This is a genomic window from Microbulbifer regidiadema (SeqCode) (genome assembly GCF_052467605.1).
In genome coordinates, this window is record NZ_CP174316.1 from 2,765,306 (window position 1) to 2,789,986 (window position 24,681).

The window sequence follows — 24,681 nt, forward strand, 5'->3', positions numbered from 1 at the left end:
ATCTCCATATCTTTTCCTATCGTTTCGGGAAAGCCAGCCCTGCTTGGCCGGCTTCGATTGGAGATATTAGCAAAAGAAATATTGCTTGGAAAAATAATCCGTGTGCAAATAATTCCAAACTGGGACTACGGCTCCTGCCCTGTCGCTGCAATTTGAACTTCTCGAATATTCACATGCTGGGGCTGCGAATACATAAATATTGCGGTGCGGGCGATATCCTCTGCACTAATTGCCCCACCAATGGATTCTTTCCACTGCTGGTAGGCTTCAATAATTTCTGTGGAGGTCGTGTGGCTGAGTAATTCCGTTTCTACCGCGCCGGGGCATATCGTCATAACCCGCACTCCGCTGGACGCCACCTCCTCGCGCACGGTTTCCCCTATGGCAGAGACCGCATATTTGGTACCACAGTACGCGGCATGATTGAGAAAGGTTTTTACACCGGCGATAGAGCTGATATTGATAATAGTCCCGCCACGGCGCGCTTTCATCCCCTCCAAAACCGCCTGCATACCGTTGAGCAGGGCCAGCACATTCACATCAAACATCTGCCGCCATTCCTCGGGGTTCTGGGTTTCAATGCGCCCCAATAGCATTTGCCCAGCATTGTTCACCAGGCAGTCAACGGGGCCATATTGCGCCTCTGCTTCACGAATTGCTTCGCGCAGAGCCGCGCCATCGGTGACATCTACTTTTTTACACAGGGTATTTGGCAGGTCTAAAGCTTCCAGTTTTTCCACACGTCTCGCCAACAGCAATAGTGGGTGCCCAGCAGCAGACATATGCTGGGCAATAGCGGCACCAATACCTGAACTGGCTCCGGTAATAACAACGAGTGGCTTGGACATAGGGTTTCTCTCCTTAAACGAGGCATCCCAATAGATAGTGTTGTTTGAGTGGACTCAGTATAAGAATTCCAACTACCATGATTAGCCCAACCAATCGGAAAACATTGTTTGGTTTTTATGAACAATCTTTCATGGCGCGCTATTCGCGCCTTTATCCTGGTCGCCGATGCCGGGAGTTTTACCGCTGCGGCAAGAGAGAGCGGCTTCTCCAAGGCCAATTTGAGCCAGCTGGTCACCGAGCTGGAAACAGCGCTGGATATACAGCTCCTCTACCGAACCACAAGACAGCTGCGCCTAACCGAGATTGGCGAGGGCTACTATTTGCGCTGCAAACAGGCTCTACAACAGCTGGATTCCGCCGCTGAATGGGCCTGCGAATCCAAGGGGGGGCAAGAGGGGACTATCCGTATCAATGCGGTTGGCGGTGTTATTGGGGAGGACTTGATTGCACCACTGGTAATCCGCTTTCAGCAAGCCAACCCCGGGGTTAGGGTTCACCTGGACTTCTCCAGTACGCGCGTAGATCTCATTCAAGACCAATACGATTTGGTCATTCGCATGGGTAGCCTGCCGGACTCCTCACTGGTCGTGCGCAAGCTTCACACCATCAAAACCCGCTATGTGGCCAGCCCAAATTTCCTCAAGGAGTATGGCCCCATCGAGCAGCCCGCTGATCTGGCATCTGTGCCACTGATTTCTGGCAGTGTGGATCAGTGGCTGCTGACCCGGGGGCAAAATCAGCAAATCGTACAGGTGGAAAACAGCATCAAGCTGATCAGTGGCCGCGCAATGCACCGCGCTGCACTCGCCGGCCTCGGGGTTACCCGGCTGGCAGATATCTATGTTCAGGCAGACATCGCCAGTGGGCGCCTGGCTGAAATCCTACCGGGCTGGTCTGAGTCTACCGAGCTATCCATGGTGTGCCCGCCGCTGCGCCACCAGCTCTCGCGAGTACGCAATTTGATGCAGTGGCTCAAAGAGGGGTTTGGCAGTGCCTATGCCCAAGCCTTAGCGGAAAGCCCTGCGACATAAACTGCCAAGCCTAGACTATCTCATCCTCTTCAAGCCGGGCTGCTGGAAAAGTGTTTTCCTCGGCTTTTTTCTCTGCTGGGGAAGGCACTCCGGCGCTATCTCTATTATCGATAAATGGATAAATACAAAAAATAACCGCGAGCAAAACCCAAAAAGCCGTTCCCTGTGCAACGGGTACGATTAAATAAAGGCTAAATTCATTAAAACCATTGAGACTGCCAGAAATATAAGCCGCTGTTCCCCCCAACCCCACCAAAAGCGGAATGGTATAGGGCATAAAATGTATCCAGGTGCCCTGCAAGTCTTTTGACATACGCTCGCACCAGTTCAGCATAAAAGGGAGGGGGAAGTTCGCCAGTAAAATTCCCAGCGAGACCTCCAACACACCAATCTGCCAGTGGGAGAGAAAGGAAAAATAGGCAAAAATTAATAGGTTAAGGCAAATACACAGCCAGAGAAGAACTCTAAAGAACGACAAGGTGATTCCTCCATGAAAGTTGGCACTAATTATTTAAATGATTAGTTTATCCCAGGGCCTAATCCGCTATTGGGGCTCCCTCGGATTGCCTGATCACCTTCAGTTCCGCCGCAGACAGTGCCTTATAGCCGCGCAAATAGGGCCAGCCGTAGCCCCAGCGAAATGGGGTGGGCAAAAAAGGAGTACCTCCAACCCGGACCCCCATCAGCATCATCCGGGCAATTTCCTCCTCCCCGGTTGCCGCCACACATAACGCCAGGTCTTTATCCGCCCGCTTGCGCTCCCCGTACGTGCCCCCTTTCCAGTAGGCGTAATCATGGGCAGTACAGCAATCGAGCCACAATTCCCGCTGTTCCACCGTTCCATCGGGAAATACGCTGCAACCGTCAGTGCTAAACGGCGCTATTTCCCGCGCAGAGACCTCCGCCGCCAATAAAACAATAATGAATAACCCGCGATACATCACTTTTACCCACCGCTCGAGATAAATTTACCGGCGCAAAGGGGCCTTGCAGTAACTCTGTGCCGCCCCGACAAGCTCCGCGATTAGGTACAGCTCGCCCTAGGGGATTAGAAGCACCCGGAATATACCCCGCTTGCCATTAGTGTCCAATAGACACATAATTGCCGCAGATGGCGATACAAGCCCTGGAGAGGCCGGGGTTTACGCCCAGCAAGGAGCTTGCTGCTATGACCCAGCACTACGATTTTGCCGTTTTTATCGGTCGATTCCAGCCATTCCACAGCGGACACCTGAAAGTCGTCCAGTGCGGATTAGCTCAGGCCGATCACCTGATCATCCTGATTGGCTCTGCGAACCAGCCCCGCAACCCCCGCAATCCCTGGACCCATCAAGAGCGGGAGCAATTTATCAGGGAGAGCTTAACCGAGAGCGATAACAAACGCCTGACCTGTCTGCCGTTAATGGATGTGCCCTACAACGATGAGCTGTGGGTGCGCAATGTACAAAACTCTGTAAACGGCATAGTGACCGCCCATCATGCGATTCCGCACAAACCGCCCACCATTGCCTTAATTGGGCACCACAAAGACCAGAGCGGTTTTTATCTCAATCTTTTCCCCCAGTGGGACTCCCTGGGGGTAGAGAATCACAATGAAATCAGTGCAACGCCTTTTCGAGAGGCGCTCTTTACCGATAAGGCGGATAGCCTGCTGGAAACACTCAGCCGGGAAAACCAATTACCTGCGGGCACTATTGGCGCCTTAAGGGCGTTTATCGACAACAACCCCGCCTACGGTGAAATGCGTGAGGAGATGGCGTTTATCCAACGCTACCGATCCTCTTGGGCCGCCGCCCCCTACCCACCCACTCATGTAACAGTCGACGCTGTAGTGGTCCAATCTGGCCATATCCTACTTATAGAGCGACGGGCTTTTCCCGGGCGCGGCTTATGGGCGCTGCCCGGCGGTTTTATCGATCCCGGCGAGCGACTGATCGATGCCTGCCTGCGGGAGCTGCGAGAGGAAACACGCCTGAAGGTCCCCACTCCGGTCTTGAAAGGGTCTATTCGCCGACAGGATGTGTTTGACGAGCCCTATCGCTCAGCGCGAGGGCGGACTATCACTCACGCCTATTACATAGAGCTAGCGCCCAGTCAGCAGTTGCCCAAGGTTAAAGGGGCCGATGACGCTCGCCATGCTCGCTGGGTCCCTCTCGCCGAGCTGGACCCCCAGCAGCTATTCGAAGACCACTACTACATCATTCAATCCCTGCTCGGCGGTGCCTAAGTAGGCCAGAGGTGGCTCTTGGCCACCTCTGGCAACTCCAATACGCTGGCTTTAGCACTCACCCATCAACGAAAACTATCAGCAAGAAAATGTACAGCAGCCCTTGACATATTAGTATCCAAAGGACACTATAAGATCAGTTAGTGACCTTTAGACCATAAAGAAAACCCGCACTGGGCACGGGAAAGACCGGTGCCGACAACCCCTCACGGAGGATTTCCGCGATGACTCACTACAATCCCATTCTGAATGTCGACAGCTACAAGACCAGCCACTACCTCCAGTACCCGGAGGGAACCCAGTACGTCAGCAGCTATATCGAAAGTCGGGGTGGCCAGTTCAAAGAAGCCGTTTTCTTTGGCCTACAGGCATTTATCAAACAGTACCTGACCACGCCAATCACTGCGGAGCATATCGACGAGGCGGAGGAGCTCTGCCTGGCCCACGGCCTGCCCTTCAACCGGGAGGGATGGGAATATATTCTGCAAGAGCACCGGGGCTACCTGCCCATTGAGATTCAAGCGGTTGCCGAGGGCAGTGTTATCCCCACAAAAAATGTCTTGGCCCAGGTCGTCAATACAGACCCCCTGTGCTTCTGGCTAACCAGCTATATCGAAACCGCCCTGCTACGCGCGGTGTGGTATCCCACAACTGTTGCCACCCAAAGTTGGGAAGCCAAGAAAGTCATTCAGCGGTATTTGCTGGAAACAGCCGAAAACCTCGAGTCACTGCCATTCAAATTACATGACTTTGGCGCACGCGGTGCCAGCAGTGAGGAAACCGCCGCGATAGGCGGCCTCGCCCATTTGGTCAATTTCCAGGGTACCGACACCATTGCCGCCGTGCTCGCCGGCCGCCGCTACTACGCAGCCCCGATGGCTGGATTCTCAATACCCGCCGCTGAGCACAGCACCATGACCAGCTGGGGGCGCGAACAGGAAGCCAACGCCTATGAAAATATGCTGGCGCAGTTCGGCGGTGACAATCGCCTGGTTGCCGTAGTGAGCGACAGCTATGACCTGTGGAGTGCCATTGAAGATATCTGGGGTGGAGAATTAAAAGATAAGGTAGAAAATAATGGCGGCACCCTGGTAATACGCCCAGACAGCGGCGATCCCGTCGATATCGTCACTCAGACCATCGAGCGCTTAATGCGAATCTTCGGTGCGAGTATTAACAGTAAGGGCTACCGGGTACTTCCTGATTTTATTCGGGTCATCCAGGGTGACGGGATTTCTCTACACACGATTGAAGCTATTCTCAGCGCGATGAAGGTAAGAAAACAGAGCGCTGAAAATATTAGCTTCGGCATGGGTGGCGAGCTGTTACAAAAGGTTAACCGGGATACCATGAAATTCGCCATGAAGGCCAGCGCAGTTAGAGTAAACGGCCTGTGGCGGGATGTGTACAAAGATCCCGCCACCGATAGCGGCAAGCGCTCTAAAAAAGGACGCTTGGCCCTGGTATATCGCCAAGACGGAACCCCCTATACGATTCGCGAACAGGATATTGGCGACCGCACCAACCTACTGGAAACCGTCTATCGCAACGGCCAACTGCTGATCGAACAGAACCTGGAAGCGATCCGGGCGCGAGCGGTTATTGTGGAGGAATAAGGGGGGATTGGCTGCTGCCAGATAAAATTATTTTCTAAATATTTTATCTGGCAGATTTTTTGGCGAGCTTGCAGTAGCAAGCTCGCTTCCATTTATAGAACATTTCCCAATAAAATCCAGCCACGACTAAGAAGTTAGCCGATCTAATAATTCAAAAAAATACATCATCACAATTCTAAATTTCGCACAAATTTATGCCCTGCAGAATTCTCACTCAATCGATAGAGCGCTGCGGGCCGGCCTTTTTCTGAGCGCTTTTCACCGGTATCCACCAGCAGATTTGCCTGCTCAATTCGCCGACGGAAGGATTTTTTTTGTAGCGGTTTGCCAATAATTGCCTCGTGTACCTGCTGCAATTCCGGCAGGGTGAAATTTTCCGGTAATGCAAAGGCTGGCACAATTGAATAGAGCGCTTTTTGCACCAAGCGTTCATGGGCGCGACGGATAATCTCTAGATGATCAAATGCCAGAGACAACTGACATACCTGAGAATAAGGCAGCCAATCGACATCTGCGACACTGTCAATTGCACTCGCGCAGCGCTGGTGCGCAATCAGCGCGGTATAGGCAACCGTAACCGACCAACCGCGCCTATCCCTGCTCGGCCCCCCAAAAGTGTAAAGCTGTTCGATATACGGCGGTATCACAGCTGTCTTTTCTTGTAGCTTGCGGATAACCGTTGCCTCCAAACTGCTATCTTCCGCTTCAGAGACAAATCCCCCGGGCAGGGCCCATTTTCCTTTCTCCGGGTGAGCAGAGCGCTTCACCATTAGCACTTTGAGAGTGCTCTGGTGATAGGTGAACAGAACCGCATCCACAGTCACTAGAGGAGCGTCAAAATTACGCTTCTCGTAGCGAGCTATATAATCATTTTCATTCATAGTGAGCAATAAGTATCGTTTAGACACTTAGTTTAACTCGAAGGCCCCAACAGGATAAAGTCATTGACCCCATTCAAGCTTCGGAAGCGTCAATTTCCTCCTGCAACTTTTCCAGGTCATCCAGAATTCTCAGAAATTTTTGCCCGAACTCTGTCACCGTATACTCCACGCGAGGAGGTATCTCGGCATAGCTGATTCGCTCCAGTATCCCGAACTCTATATTTCTGCGCAGGCACTCATTCAGGACTTTAGTGGTCAATCCCTCCACGCTGCGCACCATCTCACCCGGCCGATTGATCCCTCCGGCCAAAAGCTGATAGACCGTAAGAGACCATTTACACCCATAGATAGTCTCGACCATTCTGGCACTGCTCTTCGGTGGACACTTTCGAGCTAGCATTTTTTCCTCTATTTTCATCAATACTTACCAAAAAGTAACTAGTGCACCATTTTGTGCTTACTTTTCAACCTAGCCGCTTCTTTTCTAGACTCCACTCATGTTATGAGCCTATCTCAGTGAGGAAATAATATGAGCGACTCAAGCAAAAGACCAGATTCTACAGAACAACAAGAAGTGGCCTTAATCGTTGGCGGCTCCAGTGGCATGGGTCTTGCCACGGCAAAGCTGCTGGTGAAACAGGGAATCCACACAATTATTATCGGTAATAATCGCAATAAACTGGAGCAGGCCCTCAGCGAACTAATACAGCTCGGTTCTGCCGAGTCACTTCAAGCCAATCTCTATCAGCAAGACGACATCAACCGCATTATCGAATATATCCGCTCCAGTGATTATCACTTCAGATATTTGGTTAACGCTGCCGGTTACTTTAACCCCACGCCCTTCCTTGAACACACTCGGGCGGACTACGATACCTATCTCGATATCAACCGCGCCACCTTCTTTATTAGCCAGGCGGTGACACACAATATGGCCAGTAACGGCGGGGGGAGTGTAGTCAATATTGGTTCTATGTGGGCCAAGCAGTCTGTAAAAGCGACCCCCTCCTCAGCCTACTCCATGGCAAAAGCCGGCTTGCACTCGCTCACCCAACATATGGCAATGGAACTGGCCGAGCACAATATTCGGGTCAATGCGATTTCCCCTGCGGTAGTCAAAACCCCAATTTATGAATCTTTTATCGATCCGGGGGAAATAGACCAAACACTTGCTTCCTTCAACAGTTTTCACCCTATTGGCAGAGTTGGTATACCCGAGGACATCGCTAATGTTGTAGATTTTCTCTTAAGCGATAAAGCAAGTTGGGTAACAGGAGCCATTTGGGACATTGATGGCGGGGTAATTGCAGGGAGAAACTAGAATATCAAAATGCCCGGATAGCAGTATTTTATTCGGGCTAAATTTGGATAAATTCCTGCACTGCAACTCCTGCTAAAGAAATTTTATTAGCTAAAACTCTAGATATATTGCTGCTCTAGGAAAATCTTTTGATTTACCTGAGCAGCCTCTCACCCATACTTAGAATAAAGCTTTCTCAAATTTATATTGAACGTATTCCATTCGATCTAGATTAATGATAACAATACCATTTAAACTAAAATAACTAACAACACTTCGGACAGTTTTAGCCCAGCAACCCTGCGGCTTACAGCCATACAGGTCAGTTATCGGCAGCTCTGGGCCACCTTAGACCTTTGATAAAGTAAGCCTCGGTAAGCTGTAATCTCATAAGTTAAGAGCACCAGCTTTCTAAAACTGTCCGAAGTGTTGAACTAACTTTATACGTAAATACAAATTATACAGCCCAATTAATAAATATAGACCGCTCCTGCAGATTCAGCTTCATTGCTCTCAGGATTTGCGAACAAACCACTATCGGCACCATCTTCACCAACCGCTCCTACTGCTAAATTATCTCCATCTCCACTTAGTGCAACAGAGCCACCAAAAAAGTCTCCCGAGTCTGTGTTGCTCGCCTTAATATAAGCTTCGCTAGACCAGTCTACACCATTAAATATATAGATATAAACGGCTCCTGATTTAAGTAAAGAATTGTCTGTATTATCTCCAAACAATCCTTGACTATAGCTACTCTCTCCCCATGCCCCCACGGCTACAAGGCTACCATCATCACTTATCCTTACTGCCTCACCAAACCTATCAGAGCTATCAGTATTAGCAGCTTTCAAATAGGCAGTTTGCTGCCAAGCGTTTTCTTTTCGAGAAAAAATGTATACAGCGCCACTGTCAAATCCATTTTGAGTATCCTGATTTTCAGTAGATCCATTTTGTAATGGGGCACCAACTGCTAGAGTTTGCCCATTACCACTTAAATTGAGCGAGAAGCCAAACCAATCACCAACGGCAGCATTACTAGCCGATATCTTACCATCCCCTACCCAGGAATCACTGTCTAACCGGTATAGATAAACGGAACCTGCTTCCGCATTATCAGCATTAGCTCCAACTGCGAGTGAAGCTCCAGCATCATCAAGGCTTATCGAAGCACCAAAACCTAACCCCGTAGAACTGTCAGCAGCCTTAATATAGGCATGCTGTGACCAAACTCCCTCCTCATTACGGAACACATATACCGCTCCAGAATCTTCAATAGCATCGCCAAATTCGCCATCAAGACCACCATCTTCACTGGGTGCGGTTACCGCTAAAGTAGAACCATTCCCGTTAAGGCTAAGGGCATAACCAAATAGGTCATTATTTCCTTGATTACTTGCTTGAAGTCGGGCGCTATGGGCCCAACCTTCATTACTTCGAGAATAAATATGAACAGCACCCGCAGCAAAGTTATCATCTTCCCCATTCTCCTTGAATGCCCCTACTGCAAGCGTATAACCATCATCGCTAAGGCTCAATGCAGTTCCAAACTCTGCAGCTTCTTGAGGATCTGGAGACTTAAGGTAGGCTTGCTGTATCCATTCACCATCTTCCCGAATAAAAATATAAACTGCCCCTGAATCAGATGTCAGGTTATCCTCTTGGCCACCACCACTATCTTCGAGAGGAGCACCCACTGCAAGCAAATTACCATCATCGCTAATTGCTAGATCCCAACTAAACAGATCGCCAGCATCCGTATTACTAGGTTTAAAATAACCGATACTGCCTATCACATCCTGATCAATCGCTATGGCTTGAGAATCGAAACATCTATATTCATTACAGGTTTGCAATAAGTATCGGGCATTAAGTTTTTTGAATAATGGCACCACTAATTCAATGTGCTCTTTTTTTGGCGCAATAGGATTTCCAATAGGTTCAAACCCAGAGTGACCATCAGCATTTTCAAATAACTGATAATAAGTTGCCCCAGAAACATCACTCCAGCGAAAGATTAGCGTTTTAGGTTTCTCATAATGGACCTCCATGGTAGCTGCTGCAAGCTCGCCACCTGTGTCTGGGTCATCTCCCCCACTCGAAGACCCATTGCACCCTGAAAGATATGCACTAAATATCAATATTGCTACGTTGATATTAAACTTCATCCTATATTTCCCTTATAGGTCATTGTATTTCTTAAAAATGTATGATTCTTGATACTGGAGAAAATAAAATTTCTATGCTTAACACAGACAATGCGAAGCCTCTCTATTGTTTTGCAACGAACTAAGTGCAGGTATAAAAAACCTATAAAAATAGCTACTTGCACATTGCAAACATGTTTCAGACCTATATTTTAAGATTTTTCTACAATAGCAACCTATTTGTCACACCACACTAGAATCATTATTCTTGGCGCCAAAATGTATCCAGCAAAAAGCTCTACGGAAAATAAAATTAAATGCGCACCTTGATGCACTGATATTTCCAGAAAGTCTACAAGATTCACGCGATAAAGTGAACTTTTTTAGATAAAAAGAGTTTTTCCTATTTAGATAAAAAGAGTTTTTCCTCACAAATTAGAACAGCAGTCTCAAAAAAATCAAACTTAAAGTCTTAAAGTTTATAGGAATCTGTCCGAATTTGAGGGTATATTTTTATGAAAAAATATGACTCACCATTTCTTGAACAACTATTAACCCGGCGGACCAATAGTTCTTTATGCTGCATATTTATTTGACTTATGCTGAAAATAGGAAGCCACGCGCGCGGGATTTTTCTATAGTATTCTCATATGAGAAAGTACTTTATTTTTCAACCTTTTCTCAGATCGTACTGGAATCCCACTATGTACACCCCTTTAAGGTCGCAGCTTAAATATTCATCTGTATTCAATTCAGATGAATACAATGACAAATAAAATATCTCTATTTCATTCTTGTGTTCTGACAGCCAAGCTTTAACCACTCGAGCATGATGCACTCTAAGGTTGTCTAGTATGAGATAAACTTTGCGACCTAATATTTTGATTAATCGTTTAAGAAAGCCAATTAATCTGTCAGCATTCATACCCCCTTTGTAAATTTGAAAGCGCACTGTTCCTTGATTTGTAATCGCTGAAATCATATTGAGTAAAGCTCGCTTTGCATTTAGCTTCACAATGGGCGTTTTCCCTTTTCGCGCATAACCCCGCTTATGCTGACAATCACCGAGAATGCCCCTTTCGTACACTGTTTAATATCCGAACAATCTTCTTCCACCAATTTTTAAAGGCTTTAAGATTTTACTCATAGGCCCGCCTGGCGGGATTCTGAGGTGTAAAATTCCAGCATTTCAGATAATCACCGACGGTGCGGATTGGCATTTTATGCTATATTCATATTCAATTAGCTCCATGACAGCCTTACGTGTCCACAGAGCGCAGTTAAGCTTGAGCTGATCCGGCTGTTCATCTACGATTTTTTTGAAATTGCTTTTCTTGCTCTATCGTTAGCCTACGATTCATCCCTTCTGGATAGCCGCGTTTTTAGCGACGAATGCCTCGAAGCCACCCGATTTGCAAGAATTGCCCTAATTTTGTACAGTTCGTCAGGAAACATCCAGTGTCCGCGCAATTCCTACTATAGGCTCACATGGTTAATAACAGCCTTGGGGCCTGACCGCTACCACTGTTATTTCAACGAGCACATCACCTTCTAGCTCTACACCTAAACATGCTCTTTGTGGCCAATGTTCTTGATTTTGACCAATCCACGTACACCAAGCCTCATCCATTTGCGACTTCTCATGCATTCTAGCAATATACACTTGAGCCGAAAGTATATTCTCCTTACTAGTGCCAAGCTCTTTCAAATTCTCGGATATTACTTTAAGAGCCTGCCGCGTTTGCTCTTTTGTCCCTAAACCCGTATCCGGCGAAGTGGCGACAGAGAAAACTAAATCTTTGTACGCAGAAGACTTATTTCTTCCTTTATATATTCCAGCTACTCGTTCAATCATGACACAACTCACCTTTAAGTAAACGGCTAAAAATACTTAGCTATACCAGTGTGTCCAGCGAAATAAAACCAAGTATTTTATAACCGATGTATTTTTTATTCTACGTTTTTCCAACTTCTAGCTAGGCTGATAGCCTGCCGCAGAATAGGCCAATCCAATAAGCTCTCCTGGTAATCGCCTGCGTTACCTCGAAAAGTTATGCCATAGACTTTTAATCTAAAAGCAAGTATAGAATAGAATGCATCTACAACCCCAGCTGATTCAAACATATAGGGTAAATTAGCTTTTTCAAAAATAGACTCAACCCTTGCCAGTTCATCTCTAATATCATTGTTGAGTTTTTTTAATGGCTCCACTTGATTTAAAGTAAATGGACAATTAGCCCTAACATTCATAAAGCCAGAATGCAACTCTGAACACAAGCTTCGTGCTAAAGCTCGCTCATAGGGATGTTCAGGGTAAAGAGCACCTTCAGAGCATTCATTAAAATACTCTGCAATTGCCAGTGAATCGTGGATATTTATATTGCCGTTATTTAGCGTTGGAACAAGGCCAGTCTCCGAATGTTTGAAAACTTCAGCTTTGTAATCGCGGCCTGTCAAATCAATTACATTAACCTCGACGTTTAATTGAGCTATTTGACTACACATCCAAGCTCTTAATGACCACGTTGAATCAGTACCAACAGTTAATTCCACAATTAAAACTCCTAAGTCGAATTTTTTGAGGCGTATAACACTAAGACTGTGCTTTATACACATCATTTAATTCTATTTGAAGCCTCCTCTGCCTCCATATCATGATCTGCATTCAGCCCTGAAATGCATCCCCCTTTAGCTTGCTAACAAACAAACTCGCGTACCACTTTTTATTCCGAATAATGGCTCTACTTAAAGTCTCAACCTGTAATATGGTGCCAACTTTGTTACACCTGAGACCCTATGAGTAATTCCACAACACCTCTACGAATTTAAAGGTTACAGGTATTAGGTATAGCTAACCGAAAATGAGCGCAGCTCTCTGTGTGAACTGCAATGTAACCGTTATGCAGGCAAGGGCCTGCACAGGACTTGCAGATCGATTCACAGAATTATCCAGAGGCTCCAAGTTACCTCTAATTGCTTTAATTCGTCGGTTGATTGCCCTATAACATTAGGGTTATCTGAGGATACGCGGGGGAGTGGATTCCTAACACTCACTGTCATCGATTAAATGAAACAGTAGAGTTAGATAAATACAAATTTCAAATCATAAAGTGCTGCCTGCAGCGCTCCAAATGGTTGCCTTAATAAACTAAGGCAACCATTTAAAAAAACCAGAAAACAAGCTTGAAACTTAGCCGATCTCGGCCAGATTCCCTTTACTCTCCAGCCACTGCTTGCGATCTCCCGCCCGCTTTTTCGCCAGGAGCATATCCAACAGTTGGTTGCTATCATCCCCGGAATCGACATAGAGCTGCACTAAGCGGCGGGTATTGGGGTCCATCGTGGTTTCACGCAACTGCATGGGGTTCATTTCACCCAAGCCCTTAAATCGAGTTACCTGAATCTTGCCCTTTTTCTTCTCCGCAGTGATGCGATCGAGAATACCCTGTTTCTCGGACTCATCCAGTGCGTAGTAAACATCCTTGCCGATATCTATGCGGAACAGCGGGGGCATAGCGACATAGACATGGCCATTGGTTACCAGCGGTCGGAAATGTCGCAAGAACAGCGCACATAATAGCGTGGCAATATGCAGACCATCCGAGTCGGCATCGGCCAGGATACAAACCTTGTTGTAACGCAGCCCTTCCAACTTATCACTACCCGGGTCTACCCCGAGCGCCACAGCAATATCATGTACCTCCTGGCTGGCGAGAATTTCCCCGGAGTCGACTTCCCAGGTATTCAGGATTTTACCGCGCAGCGGCATGATGGCCTGGAATTCCCGGTCTCGCGCCTGCTTGGCAGAACCACCGGCCGAGTCCCCCTCCACCAGGAAGAGCTCAGAGCGCGAGGTATCGCCACTGGAGCAATCTGCCAGTTTGCCCGGCAAGGCCGGCCCCTGGGTGACTTTTTTACGCGCTACTTTTTTCGCCGAGCGCATGCGCTTCTGCGCGTTGCCAATACAGAGCTCTGCGAGCTTGTCGCCCTCTTCCGTGTGCTGGTTCAGCCACAAGCTGAATGCATCCTTGGCGACACCGGAAATAAACGCCGTCGCCTCGCGGGAGGAGAGCCTCTCTTTGGTCTGGCCGGAGAATTGTGGGTCGGCCAGCTTGGCAGAGAGCACGTAAGAACACTGGCTCCAAATATCTTCCGGCCCCAATTTAATACCACGGGGCAGCAGGTTGCGAATCTCGCAATACTCCCGCATCGCCTCCAGCAAGCCGGCTCGCAAGCCGTTGACATGGGTTCCGCCCTGCGCGGTGGGAATCAGGTTGACGTAGGATTCAGCGGTGACCTCGCCCCCCTCCGGCAGCCACTGGACAGCCCAGTCCGCCGCTTCGGTGGTGGCCGCAAAGCTGCCCACAAAAGGCTCTGCCGGCAGCACTTCCCAACCCTGGTTGGCAGCGGCTAAGTAGTCTTTGAGGCCATCTTCGTAATACCACTCGTCAGATTCACCGTCCTGCTCATTGATAAAGGTAACGGTGAGGCCGGGGCAGAGTACCGCCTTGGCGCGCAGCAGGTGTCGCAGGCGCACCACGGAAAATTTGGCCGAATCAAAATACTGGGGGTCCGGCAAAAAGCGCACACTAGTACCGGTTGTGCGCTTGCCACACTCACCGATCACTTCCAGGTCGGAAGCTTTTTCACCGTCCTTAAATCCGATGCGGTGGACCTTAGCATCTCGCTGGATCGTGACTTCCAACACCTTGGACAGGGCGTTAACCACCGAGACACCCACGCCGTGAAGGCCGCCGGAGAACTGGTAGTTATCATTGGAGAATTTGCCCCCGGCATGCAGGGTGGAGAGAATAACCTCGACACCGGGCCGCCCCTGCTCTGGATGAATATCGACTGGCATGCCGCGACCGTTGTCGCTCACGGAGAGCGAGTGGTCCTTGTGCAATACCACTTCAATCTTTTTGGCGTGCCCGGCGAGAGCCTCATCGACACTGTTGTCGATCACTTCCTGGGCCAGGTGATTTGGGCGTGCGGTATCGGTATACATCCCGGGGCGCTTGCGCACCGGATCTAGCCCCGTGAGTACCTCAATATCTTCGGCGGAATAATTAGCCATAGCTCTTATTGATTACTGCTCGTTAAATAGAAATTCGATGATGGGATCGCAATAGCGTGCGAACTCCTGGAAACTGTGATCACCACCGTCTTCAATAGTTTGGCGCTGTCCCTGGTAGAAATCCTGCGCATCGCGGTAGTCTAAAACTTCATCCCCACGCTGGGCGAGCAGCCAGTAACGGCTCTCCAGTGGCGCATCCAACTCTGCCTGTACCCGCTGCATGGTATCGACATCAACCTGGCTCAGGCAGAATGTCTCTTCTTCACCACTGTAAGGCTGTAAGGCCCTGCCCACATAGGCCGGAATAAAGCGCGCAGGGCGCACTGCGGGATTGATCAGTGCCGCAGGCAATTGGAAGCGCTCGCCGAGGTAGGTACACCAGAAGCCACCCATGGAACTCCCCACCAGGCCTATCGGCCCCCGCTTCGGCTCCTGGAGGAAACCCTCTAACAGGGTGAGTAAAGACTGCTGTGCCCTGTCCGTATAGGGGGAGATCTGTGGCGCGCAGAAGGTAACCTGCGGGTAGTTAGCCTTGAGCCACTCCCGCATCAACTGACACTTAAAAGACTGTGGTGACGAAAGGAAGCCGTGCAGGTAAATCAGCAGCGGCCCTCCTTGAAGATCATGAGTTTGCATAGGCGGTGATTATAGCGCCCATATCGCCAATCGGGGGGCCGATGTAACCAGAAGCCGCAAACGCTGGTGAGTATTACAGCAGAGTGCGATTCAAACTGGCAAAGGCCCGCCGCATATCGATGCGCATATCGGCCCAGAAAGTGACGCTGGTAAAGCGCTCCAGGCGCCCAGCGGGGCCATAGGCAGCCAGATTCTCACCGATATCGCGCCGGTCGCGAAAGTGCATCACCGCGTTGCCCTTGCGGTCGTAGAGGGTCCCCACCAGTACACCGTAGGCACTCTGCTCGGTATAGATACGCCAAGTCCAGGGGGAGGGGTCTAGGGGCGCGGCCACGGAAAACTTCTCCAGAGACAGCGACAAAGTGTAATCCGCCTGCTGCGGGTTCTCTGTCACAGTGCTATTGCGTGGCGCGAGAAATTTCTCGGTAAAGGTTTTAGCCAGCAGTGCATTCATCTGCTGCATATCCTTCTCATCCAGCTCGTAATCCTTTTCCCGATAGCGGCTGCGCGCTACTGAGGAGAAACGCTTGGTGTAGTCGACTTTGACCGGAGCAATAAATACGCTGGCCCCACTGATATCAAATGCAAATGCCGCAGCGACCTCATCCAGCGTGCTGGACCTGGGAAGCAAGCCCAGGCTGTCTGTTTGTGCCGCCGGCTCAGGCTCTCCGCCCTCGCCGGACTGGTGCGCGCAAGCACCCACTAGTAGCGCCATACCCAGGAGCGGCAAAATAAATATTCTTTTCATTTTTCAATTCCTCACTTCCCGATGTTATCCGCTCAATCACCGCAGTAGCAGCAAAATACCCTTACAGTGAGGCGCACTACAACCAAAACCCCAGTACCTATTAACGTATTTTACCGGCCCACAACTACGGCGAGTGATCCCTCCCCCCCGGATTTCATTGTACGGTGAGGGAACAGAGAAGATAAAGGTAACTTCCCTAAAGGGCCGCTGAGCCATGCCGCACTATTTACGCGGGTCTCGGCGGTGGCGGGGACCCAGCTCCTGCCAATTTGCAGGAACTGTGGCCCAGTAGCGGTGACTTTCAAAGCGCACCGCTTAGGACTTTCTCCGTATTGCGGAGTGATGCCGTGCTCGGTAAGGAGGGGGATTCAGTAGCCGGAAGACGCCAGATCGACGGAGTATTTTGAAACTGCCACGCGCTCTACCCCGGTCTGGTAACTGCCGTCATCGTATAGATCGAACCAACGATAGCCTGGCATTTCATCATCTACGGCAAAGGGCCCACTGCCCGGGGTAAATTGCACTGAAGTCGAGGGGGTTGCATGCAGGCCTACTCCGCCCTCACGGCTGTCAAACTGCTGGTGTACGTGCCCCCATACCAGCGCCTTCACCTGTGGTGCCTGGGCAACCATATGCAGCAACTGGTCGCGCCCATCGCGCAACATATGGCCGTCGATCCACTTGCTTCCCACCTGTACCGGCTGGTGGTGCATCATGATCATTACCGGATAGTCGCGGGTCTCCCACAGCAGCAACTGCAAGCGCTCCAGCTGTGCCTCGCTGAGGCCGCCACAGATTTGATTTTCAACACTGGTATCCAGCAGCAAAAGGCGCCAGTTGCCCAGGGCGACCACTTCGGTGTTGCGATGTGGGGCCAGCTGCTTCATGCGGGCGCTGACATCATGGTTCCCCGGTAGCCAATACCAGGGTTTTTGCACGGTGCGCATTTTTTGTAGAAAGCGGCGGTACGAAGCCTCGGCCCCGTTCGCACTGATATCTCCAGTGGCCACCACCATTTGCGCGGCCTGTTGCCTGGAAGCGATGTCAGATAGCACCTCATCCAGCGTATGCCCCGTATCCAGGCCCAGCAATTGATAATCTGCCCGGCTGCCGATATGTGGATCTGTTATTTGGATCAGACGATATGAATTGGTCTTATCAGACCTTTTAGGCTTGTTGTGCTCGCGAATCACTTGCTCACCTTGTAATCACATCCGTGTGTTCTACCGCAGAATTAAATTTTCCGACCATCCAGCACTAATTCAAATTCTGCGCGACCATTTGCAAGACAGTACTCAAGCCACTCACCGAGAAAGCGATTGGCCTGAGGTCTCTCATCTGCGCGCTGCATACGGGGATTTGGGTAGGTGGTGTCTACTCCTTTACCACCTACCGGCCCACGGCCATTGACTGCAATCACCTCAGCCATCCGCGCATCGTGGTACAGGCGCGCGGTCAAGTTGGGGGATTCCAGCCAGCGGCTCTCTCTGAGATTAACCTCTGCGTCCAGTAACACCTCAGTGGTATACTTGGAGCGGGTCACCACTCTCAGTTTTAGACTGCCACCAGGTATTTGGTAGCACCATTGCTCTCTCTCAGACAGCTCTGGAAGCAGCCTCAGCAGGCGCAGGTAATTAGCATCGCAGTCGGCATGATAAGACGGTAAATCGACCCGATACACCGCCTTGCCGTTGCCATTTGGCGACATCCTCGTCTGCTTGCGTTGCCGCGCATCTGCCTCACCTACTAGAGCCATTATCAACACTCCGATTCAATTGCCGCCGTGATTCACCTCTCAGTTTGTCCCTCACGCGGGTAAAGTTGCGCAAATGACAGTGACCGATCAGGCAGCTGGCGTCTTATCAATTAAACGCGCCCGATTTAACTCTAGCCACTGTAGTGAAATCAGTGTGGCCGCATTGTCTATCGGGCTCTCTCCCGGTAAATAATCCCCCTGCATCGCCTCCACAATCCCCTGGCGTGGAAATACTCGCAGGCGGATATCTTCGTTTTCCTCAGCCAAGCCAAAAACGCCTTCAGCCCCCTCCAGATCTACTAAAGCGCAATACAGGTGCATACGCTCAGAACTCCCCCCCGGGCTGGGGGTATAGCTGTGGATAAAGTGTAAATCCTGCACGCTGCACCCGGCTTCCTCCTGGACTTCTCTGCGCGCCACCGCCTCCAGGCTTTCCCCTTCTTCCACCATACCGGCAACCACTTCAAGGCACCAGGGCCCCGCAGGGCGCTCCAGGGCGCCGATTCGGAACTGCTCGGTGAGAGCCAACCGATCCCGGGCCGGGTCGTACAACAAGACCCCCACGGCTTCGCCCCGCTGAAACAGCTCCCGCTCTATCTCACCGCTCCAGCCCCCGCGAAACAAGCGGTGGCGCAGCCGCAGGCGCAGCATGGTAAAGAAGCCCTTAAATACGGTTTCCCTGGAGATTATGTCTACCGAGTCCGCAGCAAATTCCGGGGTTAAATCAGTTCGACTGTTATCTTGTGGCATGGTTCGTCTCTCCCTAAGTTTCGGATTTGCCGCGCTGCTTCCGCGACAAGACCCGGGGACCAGCTGTTATACTCTGCGCCCACCGTACCAGCCACTGACTACAGAGGCTATCCGGGTTTCCGTGTTGAATTTCGAGAGTACACGACATGAGAGTGCTGAATATCGCCTATCAGCAGCTGAGACGCTATGGCAAGACAAGGGTTAGCTGGGCGCAGAAGCTCACCTTCGGCCTGATAAAAAATGACCACTACACCCAGGTATTCAGCGACCGCGATATCGCCGCGTTTGAGGCGCCTTTCGGTATTCGCGACCTGGGCGTTACAAAGGCAAACCGCCGCCTGCTGGAAACCGTTGAGGCCTTCGAGCCGGACCTGATCATCGCGGGCCACTGCGATATGATCACGAACGACACCCTAAAGGCCATCAAGCAGCGTTTACCCAACTGCTTTATTGCCCACTGCAATAACGACCCCCTGTTTGTTCCCAGCAATGTCGAGCGAATCAAATACCGTGCGGAAGTCGCCGATGCGGTATTTGTCTCTACCGGACGCCGGGAACTGAAAATATTCGAGGGTTTTGGTGCCCGTGTTTATCACATGCCCAACCCGGTTGAACCCTCGATTGAAAACCTGAATAACGCAGAGTGCACAGATCTGCCGATCGACCTGCTGTTTTGCAGTAACAGCAATAATTTTACCCAGCGCCTACAGATGGTTAAAAATCTGAAAGACGCCCTGGGGGACTCGCTGAACTTTAAAACCTACGGCAGCTTCGGCGAGGCGCCGGTTTGGGGTCGCGACTACGACCGCGCCCTGTCTCAAACCAAAATGGGACTAAACTTCAACCGCCAGGACACCCATTACTGGTATTCCTCCGCGCGCATGGCCCAGCTAGCCGGTAACGGTATTTTGCAATTCACCAGTGACAAGTTGCATTTTGACGAGCTACTCCCTGCAGAAAGCGTCGTTTATTTCTCCGATGAACAGGACCTGCTGGCAAAAATCCGCGAATTTAACGGCGACGATGCCAAGCGACGCGCCTGGGCAGCGCGGGCCAGGGCGTTTTTCCACAACGAAATGAACTCAAAGCTCTACGCTCAGTACATTGTTGAAGCCACGACTCAACAACCCTTTAGTCACGACTATGCCTGGGCCCAAGATATCAATCTGGATGGCACTCTCAAGTAGTGCCTCGCCCAATTCGATAAGATGCAATAGATTATGAGTAACAACCCTATTCGAGTCGCACAGATACTCGCTGGTGCTGAACACGGCGGTGCGGAGAACTTTTTTGTGCGTCTCGTCAGTGGATTAAATCCCCGCAGCGAAATTTCGGAAAAGGCGTTTATTCGCAACCACGATCACCGGGTACAGACACTGCGCGGTAACGGTGTGGAAACTGAAGGTTTTAAATTCGGTGGCAAGCTGGATTTTCTCGGCCGCAAAAAATATCGGGACGCCCTCAATCAATGGCAGCCGGATATCGTAATGACCTGGATGGGGCGCGCCACCTCAATTACCCCCAGCTCTGAAAAATACCTTTTGGTCAGCCGCCTCGGGCACTACTACAATCTTAAATATTACCGCCATGCGGATTATTGGATCGGCATCAGCAAAGGTATCTGTCAGCATTTGCGGGATGGTGGCATCCCCAAGGATAAGATTTTCCATATCCCCAATTTTGCCGACGAGACACCGGTTGATCCGCTACCCAGAAACAGCTTCAACACCCCGGAAGACAGGCCCCTAATCCTCTCTGCCGGCCGCCTGCATATTAACAAGGGATTCGACACCCTCCTCCACTCCCTCACCCAGATTCCCAATGCCACTTTGTGGCTCGCCGGTAGCGGCCCCGAGGAGAGCAAGCTGAAAGCTCTGTGTCATCAGCTCGGCCTGGAGGAGAGAGTGCGCTTCCTGGGTTGGCGCAACGATGTCACCGCCTTGATGCGCACTGCGGATTTGTTTGTATGCCCCTCGCGGCACGAAGGACTGGGTTCTATTGTGATGGAATCCTGGGCCCACCGCTGCCCTATAGTGGCGACGAACTCCCAGGGCCCCGGAGAGGTAATAACCAGCGGCAAAACCGGCCTGATTACCCCTATCGATAGTGCCGATGAGCTGGCCAGGGCGATAAAATCCGTTATCGAAACGCCGGAACTACGCCAGAGCCTAATAGAAAATGCAGCCGATGAATACGCCAAGACCTATAGCAAGCAGGTTATCGTCGACTCTTATATCGATCTCTACGACAACCTGGTGAAGAAAGGGCGCTAATGGCGATAGCGGCCAGCGATATCCCAGCAGTGGATTAAAGCCCCCCTGCGGCGAACCTTAAGCCGCAGGGGTATCGCAGCCCTTTAATTAAAATTATCGACCTCTGGCTGTGCCGGGCAGCTGTTTCGGTCAAGTCTAACTGGACACCTCTTTAAGCACATTTCTCAAATTCGATAGGGGTTACATACCCCAGTGTTGAATGTATCCTACGTGAGTTGTAATAAGCAATATAGGCTCTTACATCGGTTATCGCATCCTCCCTTGTTGCATAGAGATTCCCCGTCAACCATTCCCGTTTCAGGCTGCTAAAAAAGCGTTCCGTCGATGCATTCGGTGAGAAATCCCTATTCAGAAGGTTTTCCTCGATCGGTAGTTGCTGTTTGCTATCAGTTGTCAGTGTAAATCGCTTCTTGCGTTTTACTGTCAAACCTAGCTTCTTCATTAGCTTGCGGACTCGATAGCGAGCAATTTTAAAGCCTTTTTTGCGTAATAGTTTCATTAGCCGGCGGCTTCCAAGACTCTACCGAGATTCAGAAAATAAGGCCTTTAAACGATGGCATAGTTTTCATGTCTAGCTATCTATTGAGCTATCACTGCGCTGACACCACTCGTAATAGCTACTCTTATTTACCCGCATCACTCGGCATAACGTCCTAACTGGAAAGCTGCCTTGCTGTTCTTTAATAAAGTTGTACTTTACTTCATTTCTTTCGCAAAGAAGGCACTGGCCTTTTTTAGGATTTCTTTCTCCATCCGTAACTGCTTGTTTTCGCGTCGCAACCGATCCAATTCAGCGCGCTCGCCGGCATCCAGCCTTAATCCGCACTCTTCCTGCTTCAACTCTTTTACCCAGCGTCGCAGGTTGTTGGCAGTGGTTCCTACAGCCTCTGCGGCCTTAGAAATCGAATACCCTTGCTCAGAGACTAGGGCTACGGCGTCTTTCTTGAACTCCGGCTTGAATTGCCGGCGTGTACCTTTCGTTGTCATACATCACCTCGCTTGGTAGTTTTACCATCTTAGCGAAGTGTCCGAAAGTATTAGACCACTTCATACCCCAGTTCTTTGTTACAAGTCTTCCAAAACTCTAGATTTTGATAAAGAAGACTATTCGTTGTTTGTACTTAAAAGGGCTATAGGAGTCTATTAGTATAGACCCTTAGATCCGCATATTACTTTTTAGCAATGATTTATCTCAGATTCTGATATAAATTCAGCAACAAATAGCTCATCTTTACTAGCAAGAAAGTATTCTTGATCAGTATTAAGTCGCAATTTCATAAATACATCTTCGCCAACTTGCATCGTATTTCCCGCTGCGAATTTCGCGCCTGACTCCAGTAAATAAGAAAATACGTTACAAAATATTTCGAATATACCCTGACTAAATGAGTGATCTTCCACTAATGATGCCATGTCAGGTAAACCAAGTAATGGTGCTCCGTATGTCCTTAACCAGACTCCATCTATACCTTCAACTTCATACTTAACAAAGCCACAGTAAAGAATTGGCAAGGGAAGTGACTTAAGAAACTCAAAGATATCTCCTTCGACCTCATTTCCAGACAACGCAATAGCAGGAAAAGAAGTATGCCCACTTTCGTTAGTAACTACGATTGCACCAAAATCAGCTAGAAAACCACCAACTAATGCTAACGAGGTATATTGAGCTATTGGATTGTTATCATAGCCTTTGTAATAAAGAATCAAATGTGCCCGATGGGATCTAGCCTGATCTTTAAGTTCCTTGCCATAATGGGATGGTGTAATACAGCGCTCCAAAGAATCAGATGGGAATGGTTGGTTAAAGCCTACAATCTGAATGACGTGCTCTCCCCAACCTACAAGCCCAATTGGTGTTCCACTATTTTTTAGCTCTTCATCAATTTCAACTTTTGCTTTGGCTAAACTTGGGTGATATGAGTTAAACTTTTCTTTTAACTCGCACGCACTAAACTCAAAACTTTTCTTGAAAAGAACCTGTAGACTAAGAGGGTGATCAAGTTCAGGATTTGCAACTAAGCCTCGCTCAAATACTGTTTCTTTTTTCCCGAAAAATCTAGATGTTATGCTCATATTCTTCCACTTTATTTGTGTTCACTACCGTTGAGTGCGTAGTGGTAGGACAGCCGGTTAGCCGACTGCCCCCACGCAGATCCGGACGTGCGGAATTACCGCATCCGGCTCCTCAGTTATATTATTTACCGCGCAGCTAAATCCTATCAAAGCTATTCACTCCACCCTTCTTCGCCTTTTCACCCAATGACTGCAGTGCATAAACTCAGATTCAACTGAATGTGCTGTGCGGCGCTTGTCTGGGCATTTCAATGTCTGCCCCGATGAAATCTCAACCGATAAACTCGAACAATATTTTTCTGAGCTAGTGGACTCCCACTCTTGGAGTACCGTTAAGGTTGACCGCAATGGCCTACAGTTCTTCTGGAAGCATATCCTCAAGCGCGAGTGGCAGTGGCTGGATATCGTCAAAGCACCCAAAATTCAGTCGTTACCCGATACTCTCACGCCACAGGAGATTACGCAACTTATCGGGGCGGCACGTAAACTGCGCTATCGTGTTTTTATCCTCACAACTTATTCCATGGGCTTGCGATTAAGTGAAACACTGGCTCTTGAAGTTGGGGATATTGATGCAGGGCGCAAGCAAGGATTGTTTAAATTAACCACTCTGAATAACTCAGAAATCCTGACCACCAACGCCTATGCTCAGGGTTAACCTATTTGTAGTAGCATAAAAAAGCAGCCACTAATATTTCAGTGGCTGCTAAATTAATGGTTAATTTTTCTTGTTGAGACAAAGGCTTATTTATTGATAAGCCGGCGGTAAGTTGCGCAACAATTCACTGACACCATTGGCAATCAGTCGCTGGCGCAGCTCAACACTATCGGGGCGGGTTAATAATTCACTGGCTCTACCGCCCCAAATCACAGCACCTCCGGGGCGGCCAATGCCTACACTCATAATCACCAGCGGTGCATCCGTCAGGGGCGGCAGCTCCACCACACCTTGGGGTGCGTTGCTGTCAAACTGCTTGTCCCAGCTGGGGTCCCGTGTGTCACCAGAGAAAAACTCATCGACTACCGCAACCTGGTAATCCACAACCATATCCGCATCCTGGTCCTGAGCCACCTGGCGATAGCCCCGCTGCTGCAACGCTGCGGCAACCATATCGCGCATTTCTTCATCCAGCTCCACCAGCTGGGCAGAGGCATCAGTTGTGCCACTCAGTGGCGCGACTCCCCATTTATAAGTGCTAAAAGCGACCGCTGGCTCGCCGGTAGTGACTCTCTCTACCTGTAGCTCCTGGCAACCCGCCAACAGCAGCATCACAAGTAAGCCTGTTGATAAATAGCGCATAAAAACTCCTACATTTCCGT

General features: G+C 49.7%; 26 protein-coding genes and 1 pseudogene. 7 read left to right on the forward strand and 20 right to left on the reverse strand.

Annotated elements, in window-relative coordinates:
- Window positions 1–125: 125 nt before the first annotated feature.
- On the reverse strand, window positions 126–848 hold the full coding sequence (locus ACJJIF_RS12665) for an SDR family oxidoreductase (protein WP_444928715.1): 723 nt from the start codon (window positions 846–848) through the stop codon (window positions 126–128).
- Between the two features lie 117 nt (window positions 849–965).
- Between ACJJIF_RS12665 and ACJJIF_RS12670 the strand changes: the two genes are divergently transcribed.
- The gene (locus tag ACJJIF_RS12670) at window positions 966–1,880 is read left to right on the forward strand and encodes a LysR family transcriptional regulator (protein WP_444928716.1); all 915 of its coding nucleotides are present in this window, start codon (window positions 966–968) and stop codon (window positions 1,878–1,880) included.
- A gap of 10 nt (window positions 1,881–1,890) precedes the next feature.
- Here ACJJIF_RS12670 and ACJJIF_RS12675 read toward each other — a convergent pair whose 3' ends face one another.
- Entirely contained in the window at window positions 1,891–2,358 is a 468-nt protein-coding gene (locus tag ACJJIF_RS12675; protein WP_444928717.1) for a hypothetical protein, read from the reverse strand.
- Between the two features lie 58 nt (window positions 2,359–2,416).
- Window positions 2,417–2,821: an FAD-binding oxidoreductase gene (locus ACJJIF_RS12680; protein WP_444928718.1), complete on the reverse strand. Its 405-nt coding sequence runs from the start codon at window positions 2,819–2,821 to the stop codon at window positions 2,417–2,419.
- Window positions 2,822–2,991: 170 nt separating this feature from the next.
- On the opposite strand from ACJJIF_RS12680, the gene ACJJIF_RS12685 reads away from it, so the two are divergent.
- Both ACJJIF_RS12685 and ACJJIF_RS12690 read left to right on the forward strand, forming a co-directional pair.
- Window positions 2,992–4,107, forward strand: coding sequence for a bifunctional nicotinamide-nucleotide adenylyltransferase/Nudix hydroxylase (locus tag ACJJIF_RS12685; RefSeq protein WP_444928719.1), 1,116 nt, complete (start codon window positions 2,992–2,994; stop codon window positions 4,105–4,107).
- A gap of 224 nt (window positions 4,108–4,331) precedes the next feature.
- The gene (locus tag ACJJIF_RS12690; RefSeq protein WP_444928720.1) at window positions 4,332–5,723 is read left to right on the forward strand and encodes a nicotinate phosphoribosyltransferase; all 1,392 of its coding nucleotides are present in this window, start codon (window positions 4,332–4,334) and stop codon (window positions 5,721–5,723) included.
- A gap of 167 nt (window positions 5,724–5,890) precedes the next feature.
- On the opposite strand, the gene ACJJIF_RS12695 is transcribed toward ACJJIF_RS12690, so the two are convergent.
- Both ACJJIF_RS12695 and ACJJIF_RS12700 read right to left on the reverse strand, forming a co-directional pair.
- Complete coding sequence (locus ACJJIF_RS12695; RefSeq protein ID WP_444928721.1) at window positions 5,891–6,604, reverse strand: NUDIX hydrolase; 714 nt, start codon at window positions 6,602–6,604, stop codon at window positions 5,891–5,893.
- Window positions 6,605–6,677: 73 nt separating this feature from the next.
- Entirely contained in the window at window positions 6,678–7,004 is a 327-nt protein-coding gene (locus ACJJIF_RS12700; protein WP_444928722.1) for a winged helix-turn-helix transcriptional regulator, read from the reverse strand.
- A 129-nt stretch (window positions 7,005–7,133) separates the two neighbouring features.
- Between ACJJIF_RS12700 and ACJJIF_RS12705 the strand changes: the two genes are divergently transcribed.
- Window positions 7,134–7,925, forward strand: coding sequence for an SDR family NAD(P)-dependent oxidoreductase (locus ACJJIF_RS12705; protein ID WP_444928723.1), 792 nt, complete (start codon window positions 7,134–7,136; stop codon window positions 7,923–7,925).
- A gap of 449 nt (window positions 7,926–8,374) precedes the next feature.
- Here the strand turns inward: ACJJIF_RS12705 and ACJJIF_RS12710 are convergent, their stop codons facing one another.
- From ACJJIF_RS12710 to ACJJIF_RS12760, 10 genes are all read right to left on the reverse strand, one after another.
- Window positions 8,375–10,069, reverse strand: coding sequence for a histidine kinase (locus ACJJIF_RS12710; protein ID WP_444928724.1), 1,695 nt, complete (start codon window positions 10,067–10,069; stop codon window positions 8,375–8,377).
- Window positions 10,070–10,718: 649 nt separating this feature from the next.
- Window positions 10,719–11,135: a transposase gene (locus ACJJIF_RS12715; RefSeq protein WP_444928725.1), complete on the reverse strand. Its 417-nt coding sequence runs from the start codon at window positions 11,133–11,135 to the stop codon at window positions 10,719–10,721.
- 405 nt (window positions 11,136–11,540) lie between these two features.
- The gene (locus ACJJIF_RS12725; RefSeq protein WP_444928726.1) at window positions 11,541–11,903 is read right to left on the reverse strand and encodes a Rid family hydrolase; all 363 of its coding nucleotides are present in this window, start codon (window positions 11,901–11,903) and stop codon (window positions 11,541–11,543) included.
- A gap of 95 nt (window positions 11,904–11,998) precedes the next feature.
- The gene (locus ACJJIF_RS12730) at window positions 11,999–12,601 is read right to left on the reverse strand and encodes a glutathione S-transferase N-terminal domain-containing protein (RefSeq protein WP_444928727.1); all 603 of its coding nucleotides are present in this window, start codon (window positions 12,599–12,601) and stop codon (window positions 11,999–12,001) included.
- A 637-nt stretch (window positions 12,602–13,238) separates the two neighbouring features.
- Window positions 13,239–15,125: a DNA topoisomerase IV subunit B gene (gene parE, locus ACJJIF_RS12735; RefSeq protein ID WP_444928728.1), complete on the reverse strand. Its 1,887-nt coding sequence runs from the start codon at window positions 15,123–15,125 to the stop codon at window positions 13,239–13,241.
- A 12-nt stretch (window positions 15,126–15,137) separates the two neighbouring features.
- Window positions 15,138–15,761, reverse strand: a complete 624-nt coding sequence (locus ACJJIF_RS12740) for a YqiA/YcfP family alpha/beta fold hydrolase (RefSeq protein WP_444928729.1) — start codon at window positions 15,759–15,761, stop codon at window positions 15,138–15,140.
- Between the two features lie 73 nt (window positions 15,762–15,834).
- Complete coding sequence (locus ACJJIF_RS12745) at window positions 15,835–16,509, reverse strand: hypothetical protein (protein WP_444928730.1); 675 nt, start codon at window positions 16,507–16,509, stop codon at window positions 15,835–15,837.
- A gap of 368 nt (window positions 16,510–16,877) precedes the next feature.
- Window positions 16,878–17,702, reverse strand: a complete 825-nt coding sequence (gene cpdA, locus ACJJIF_RS12750) for a 3',5'-cyclic-AMP phosphodiesterase (protein ID WP_444928731.1) — start codon at window positions 17,700–17,702, stop codon at window positions 16,878–16,880.
- Between the two features lie 41 nt (window positions 17,703–17,743).
- Complete coding sequence (locus ACJJIF_RS12755) at window positions 17,744–18,265, reverse strand: DUF1249 domain-containing protein (RefSeq protein WP_444928732.1); 522 nt, start codon at window positions 18,263–18,265, stop codon at window positions 17,744–17,746.
- A gap of 87 nt (window positions 18,266–18,352) precedes the next feature.
- A complete protein-coding gene (locus tag ACJJIF_RS12760) occupies window positions 18,353–19,015 on the reverse strand; it encodes an NUDIX domain-containing protein (RefSeq protein WP_444928733.1) in 663 nt (220 codons plus the stop codon).
- Between the two features lie 146 nt (window positions 19,016–19,161).
- Between ACJJIF_RS12760 and ACJJIF_RS12765 the strand changes: the two genes are divergently transcribed.
- Both ACJJIF_RS12765 and ACJJIF_RS12770 read left to right on the forward strand, forming a co-directional pair.
- A complete protein-coding gene (locus ACJJIF_RS12765; protein WP_444928734.1) occupies window positions 19,162–20,202 on the forward strand; it encodes a glycosyltransferase family protein in 1,041 nt (346 codons plus the stop codon).
- A 33-nt stretch (window positions 20,203–20,235) separates the two neighbouring features.
- Window positions 20,236–21,288: a glycosyltransferase gene (locus ACJJIF_RS12770; protein WP_444928735.1), complete on the forward strand. Its 1,053-nt coding sequence runs from the start codon at window positions 20,236–20,238 to the stop codon at window positions 21,286–21,288.
- A 151-nt stretch (window positions 21,289–21,439) separates the two neighbouring features.
- On the opposite strand, the gene ACJJIF_RS12775 is transcribed toward ACJJIF_RS12770, so the two are convergent.
- From ACJJIF_RS12775 to ACJJIF_RS12790, 4 genes and pseudogenes are all read right to left on the reverse strand, one after another.
- Window positions 21,440–21,715, reverse strand: coding sequence for an integrase core domain-containing protein (locus ACJJIF_RS12775; protein ID WP_444932348.1), 276 nt, complete (start codon window positions 21,713–21,715; stop codon window positions 21,440–21,442).
- Window positions 21,701–21,793: pseudogene (locus ACJJIF_RS12780) on the reverse strand (IS3 family transposase); the annotation flags it as partial. The pseudogene ACJJIF_RS12780 and the gene ACJJIF_RS12775, both read right to left, overlap by 15 nt.
- A gap of 191 nt (window positions 21,794–21,984) precedes the next feature.
- The gene (locus ACJJIF_RS12785) at window positions 21,985–22,275 is read right to left on the reverse strand and encodes a transposase (protein WP_444928736.1); all 291 of its coding nucleotides are present in this window, start codon (window positions 22,273–22,275) and stop codon (window positions 21,985–21,987) included.
- 189 nt (window positions 22,276–22,464) lie between these two features.
- The gene (locus ACJJIF_RS12790) at window positions 22,465–23,361 is read right to left on the reverse strand and encodes a DUF4261 domain-containing protein (RefSeq protein WP_444928737.1); all 897 of its coding nucleotides are present in this window, start codon (window positions 23,359–23,361) and stop codon (window positions 22,465–22,467) included.
- 226 nt (window positions 23,362–23,587) lie between these two features.
- On the opposite strand from ACJJIF_RS12790, the gene ACJJIF_RS12795 reads away from it, so the two are divergent.
- Complete coding sequence (locus ACJJIF_RS12795; RefSeq protein ID WP_444928738.1) at window positions 23,588–24,019, forward strand: phage integrase N-terminal SAM-like domain-containing protein; 432 nt, start codon at window positions 23,588–23,590, stop codon at window positions 24,017–24,019.
- Window positions 24,020–24,109: 90 nt separating this feature from the next.
- Here ACJJIF_RS12795 and ACJJIF_RS12800 read toward each other — a convergent pair whose 3' ends face one another.
- A complete protein-coding gene (locus ACJJIF_RS12800; protein WP_444928739.1) occupies window positions 24,110–24,661 on the reverse strand; it encodes a DUF4136 domain-containing protein in 552 nt (183 codons plus the stop codon).
- Window positions 24,662–24,681: the final 20 nt, after the last annotated feature.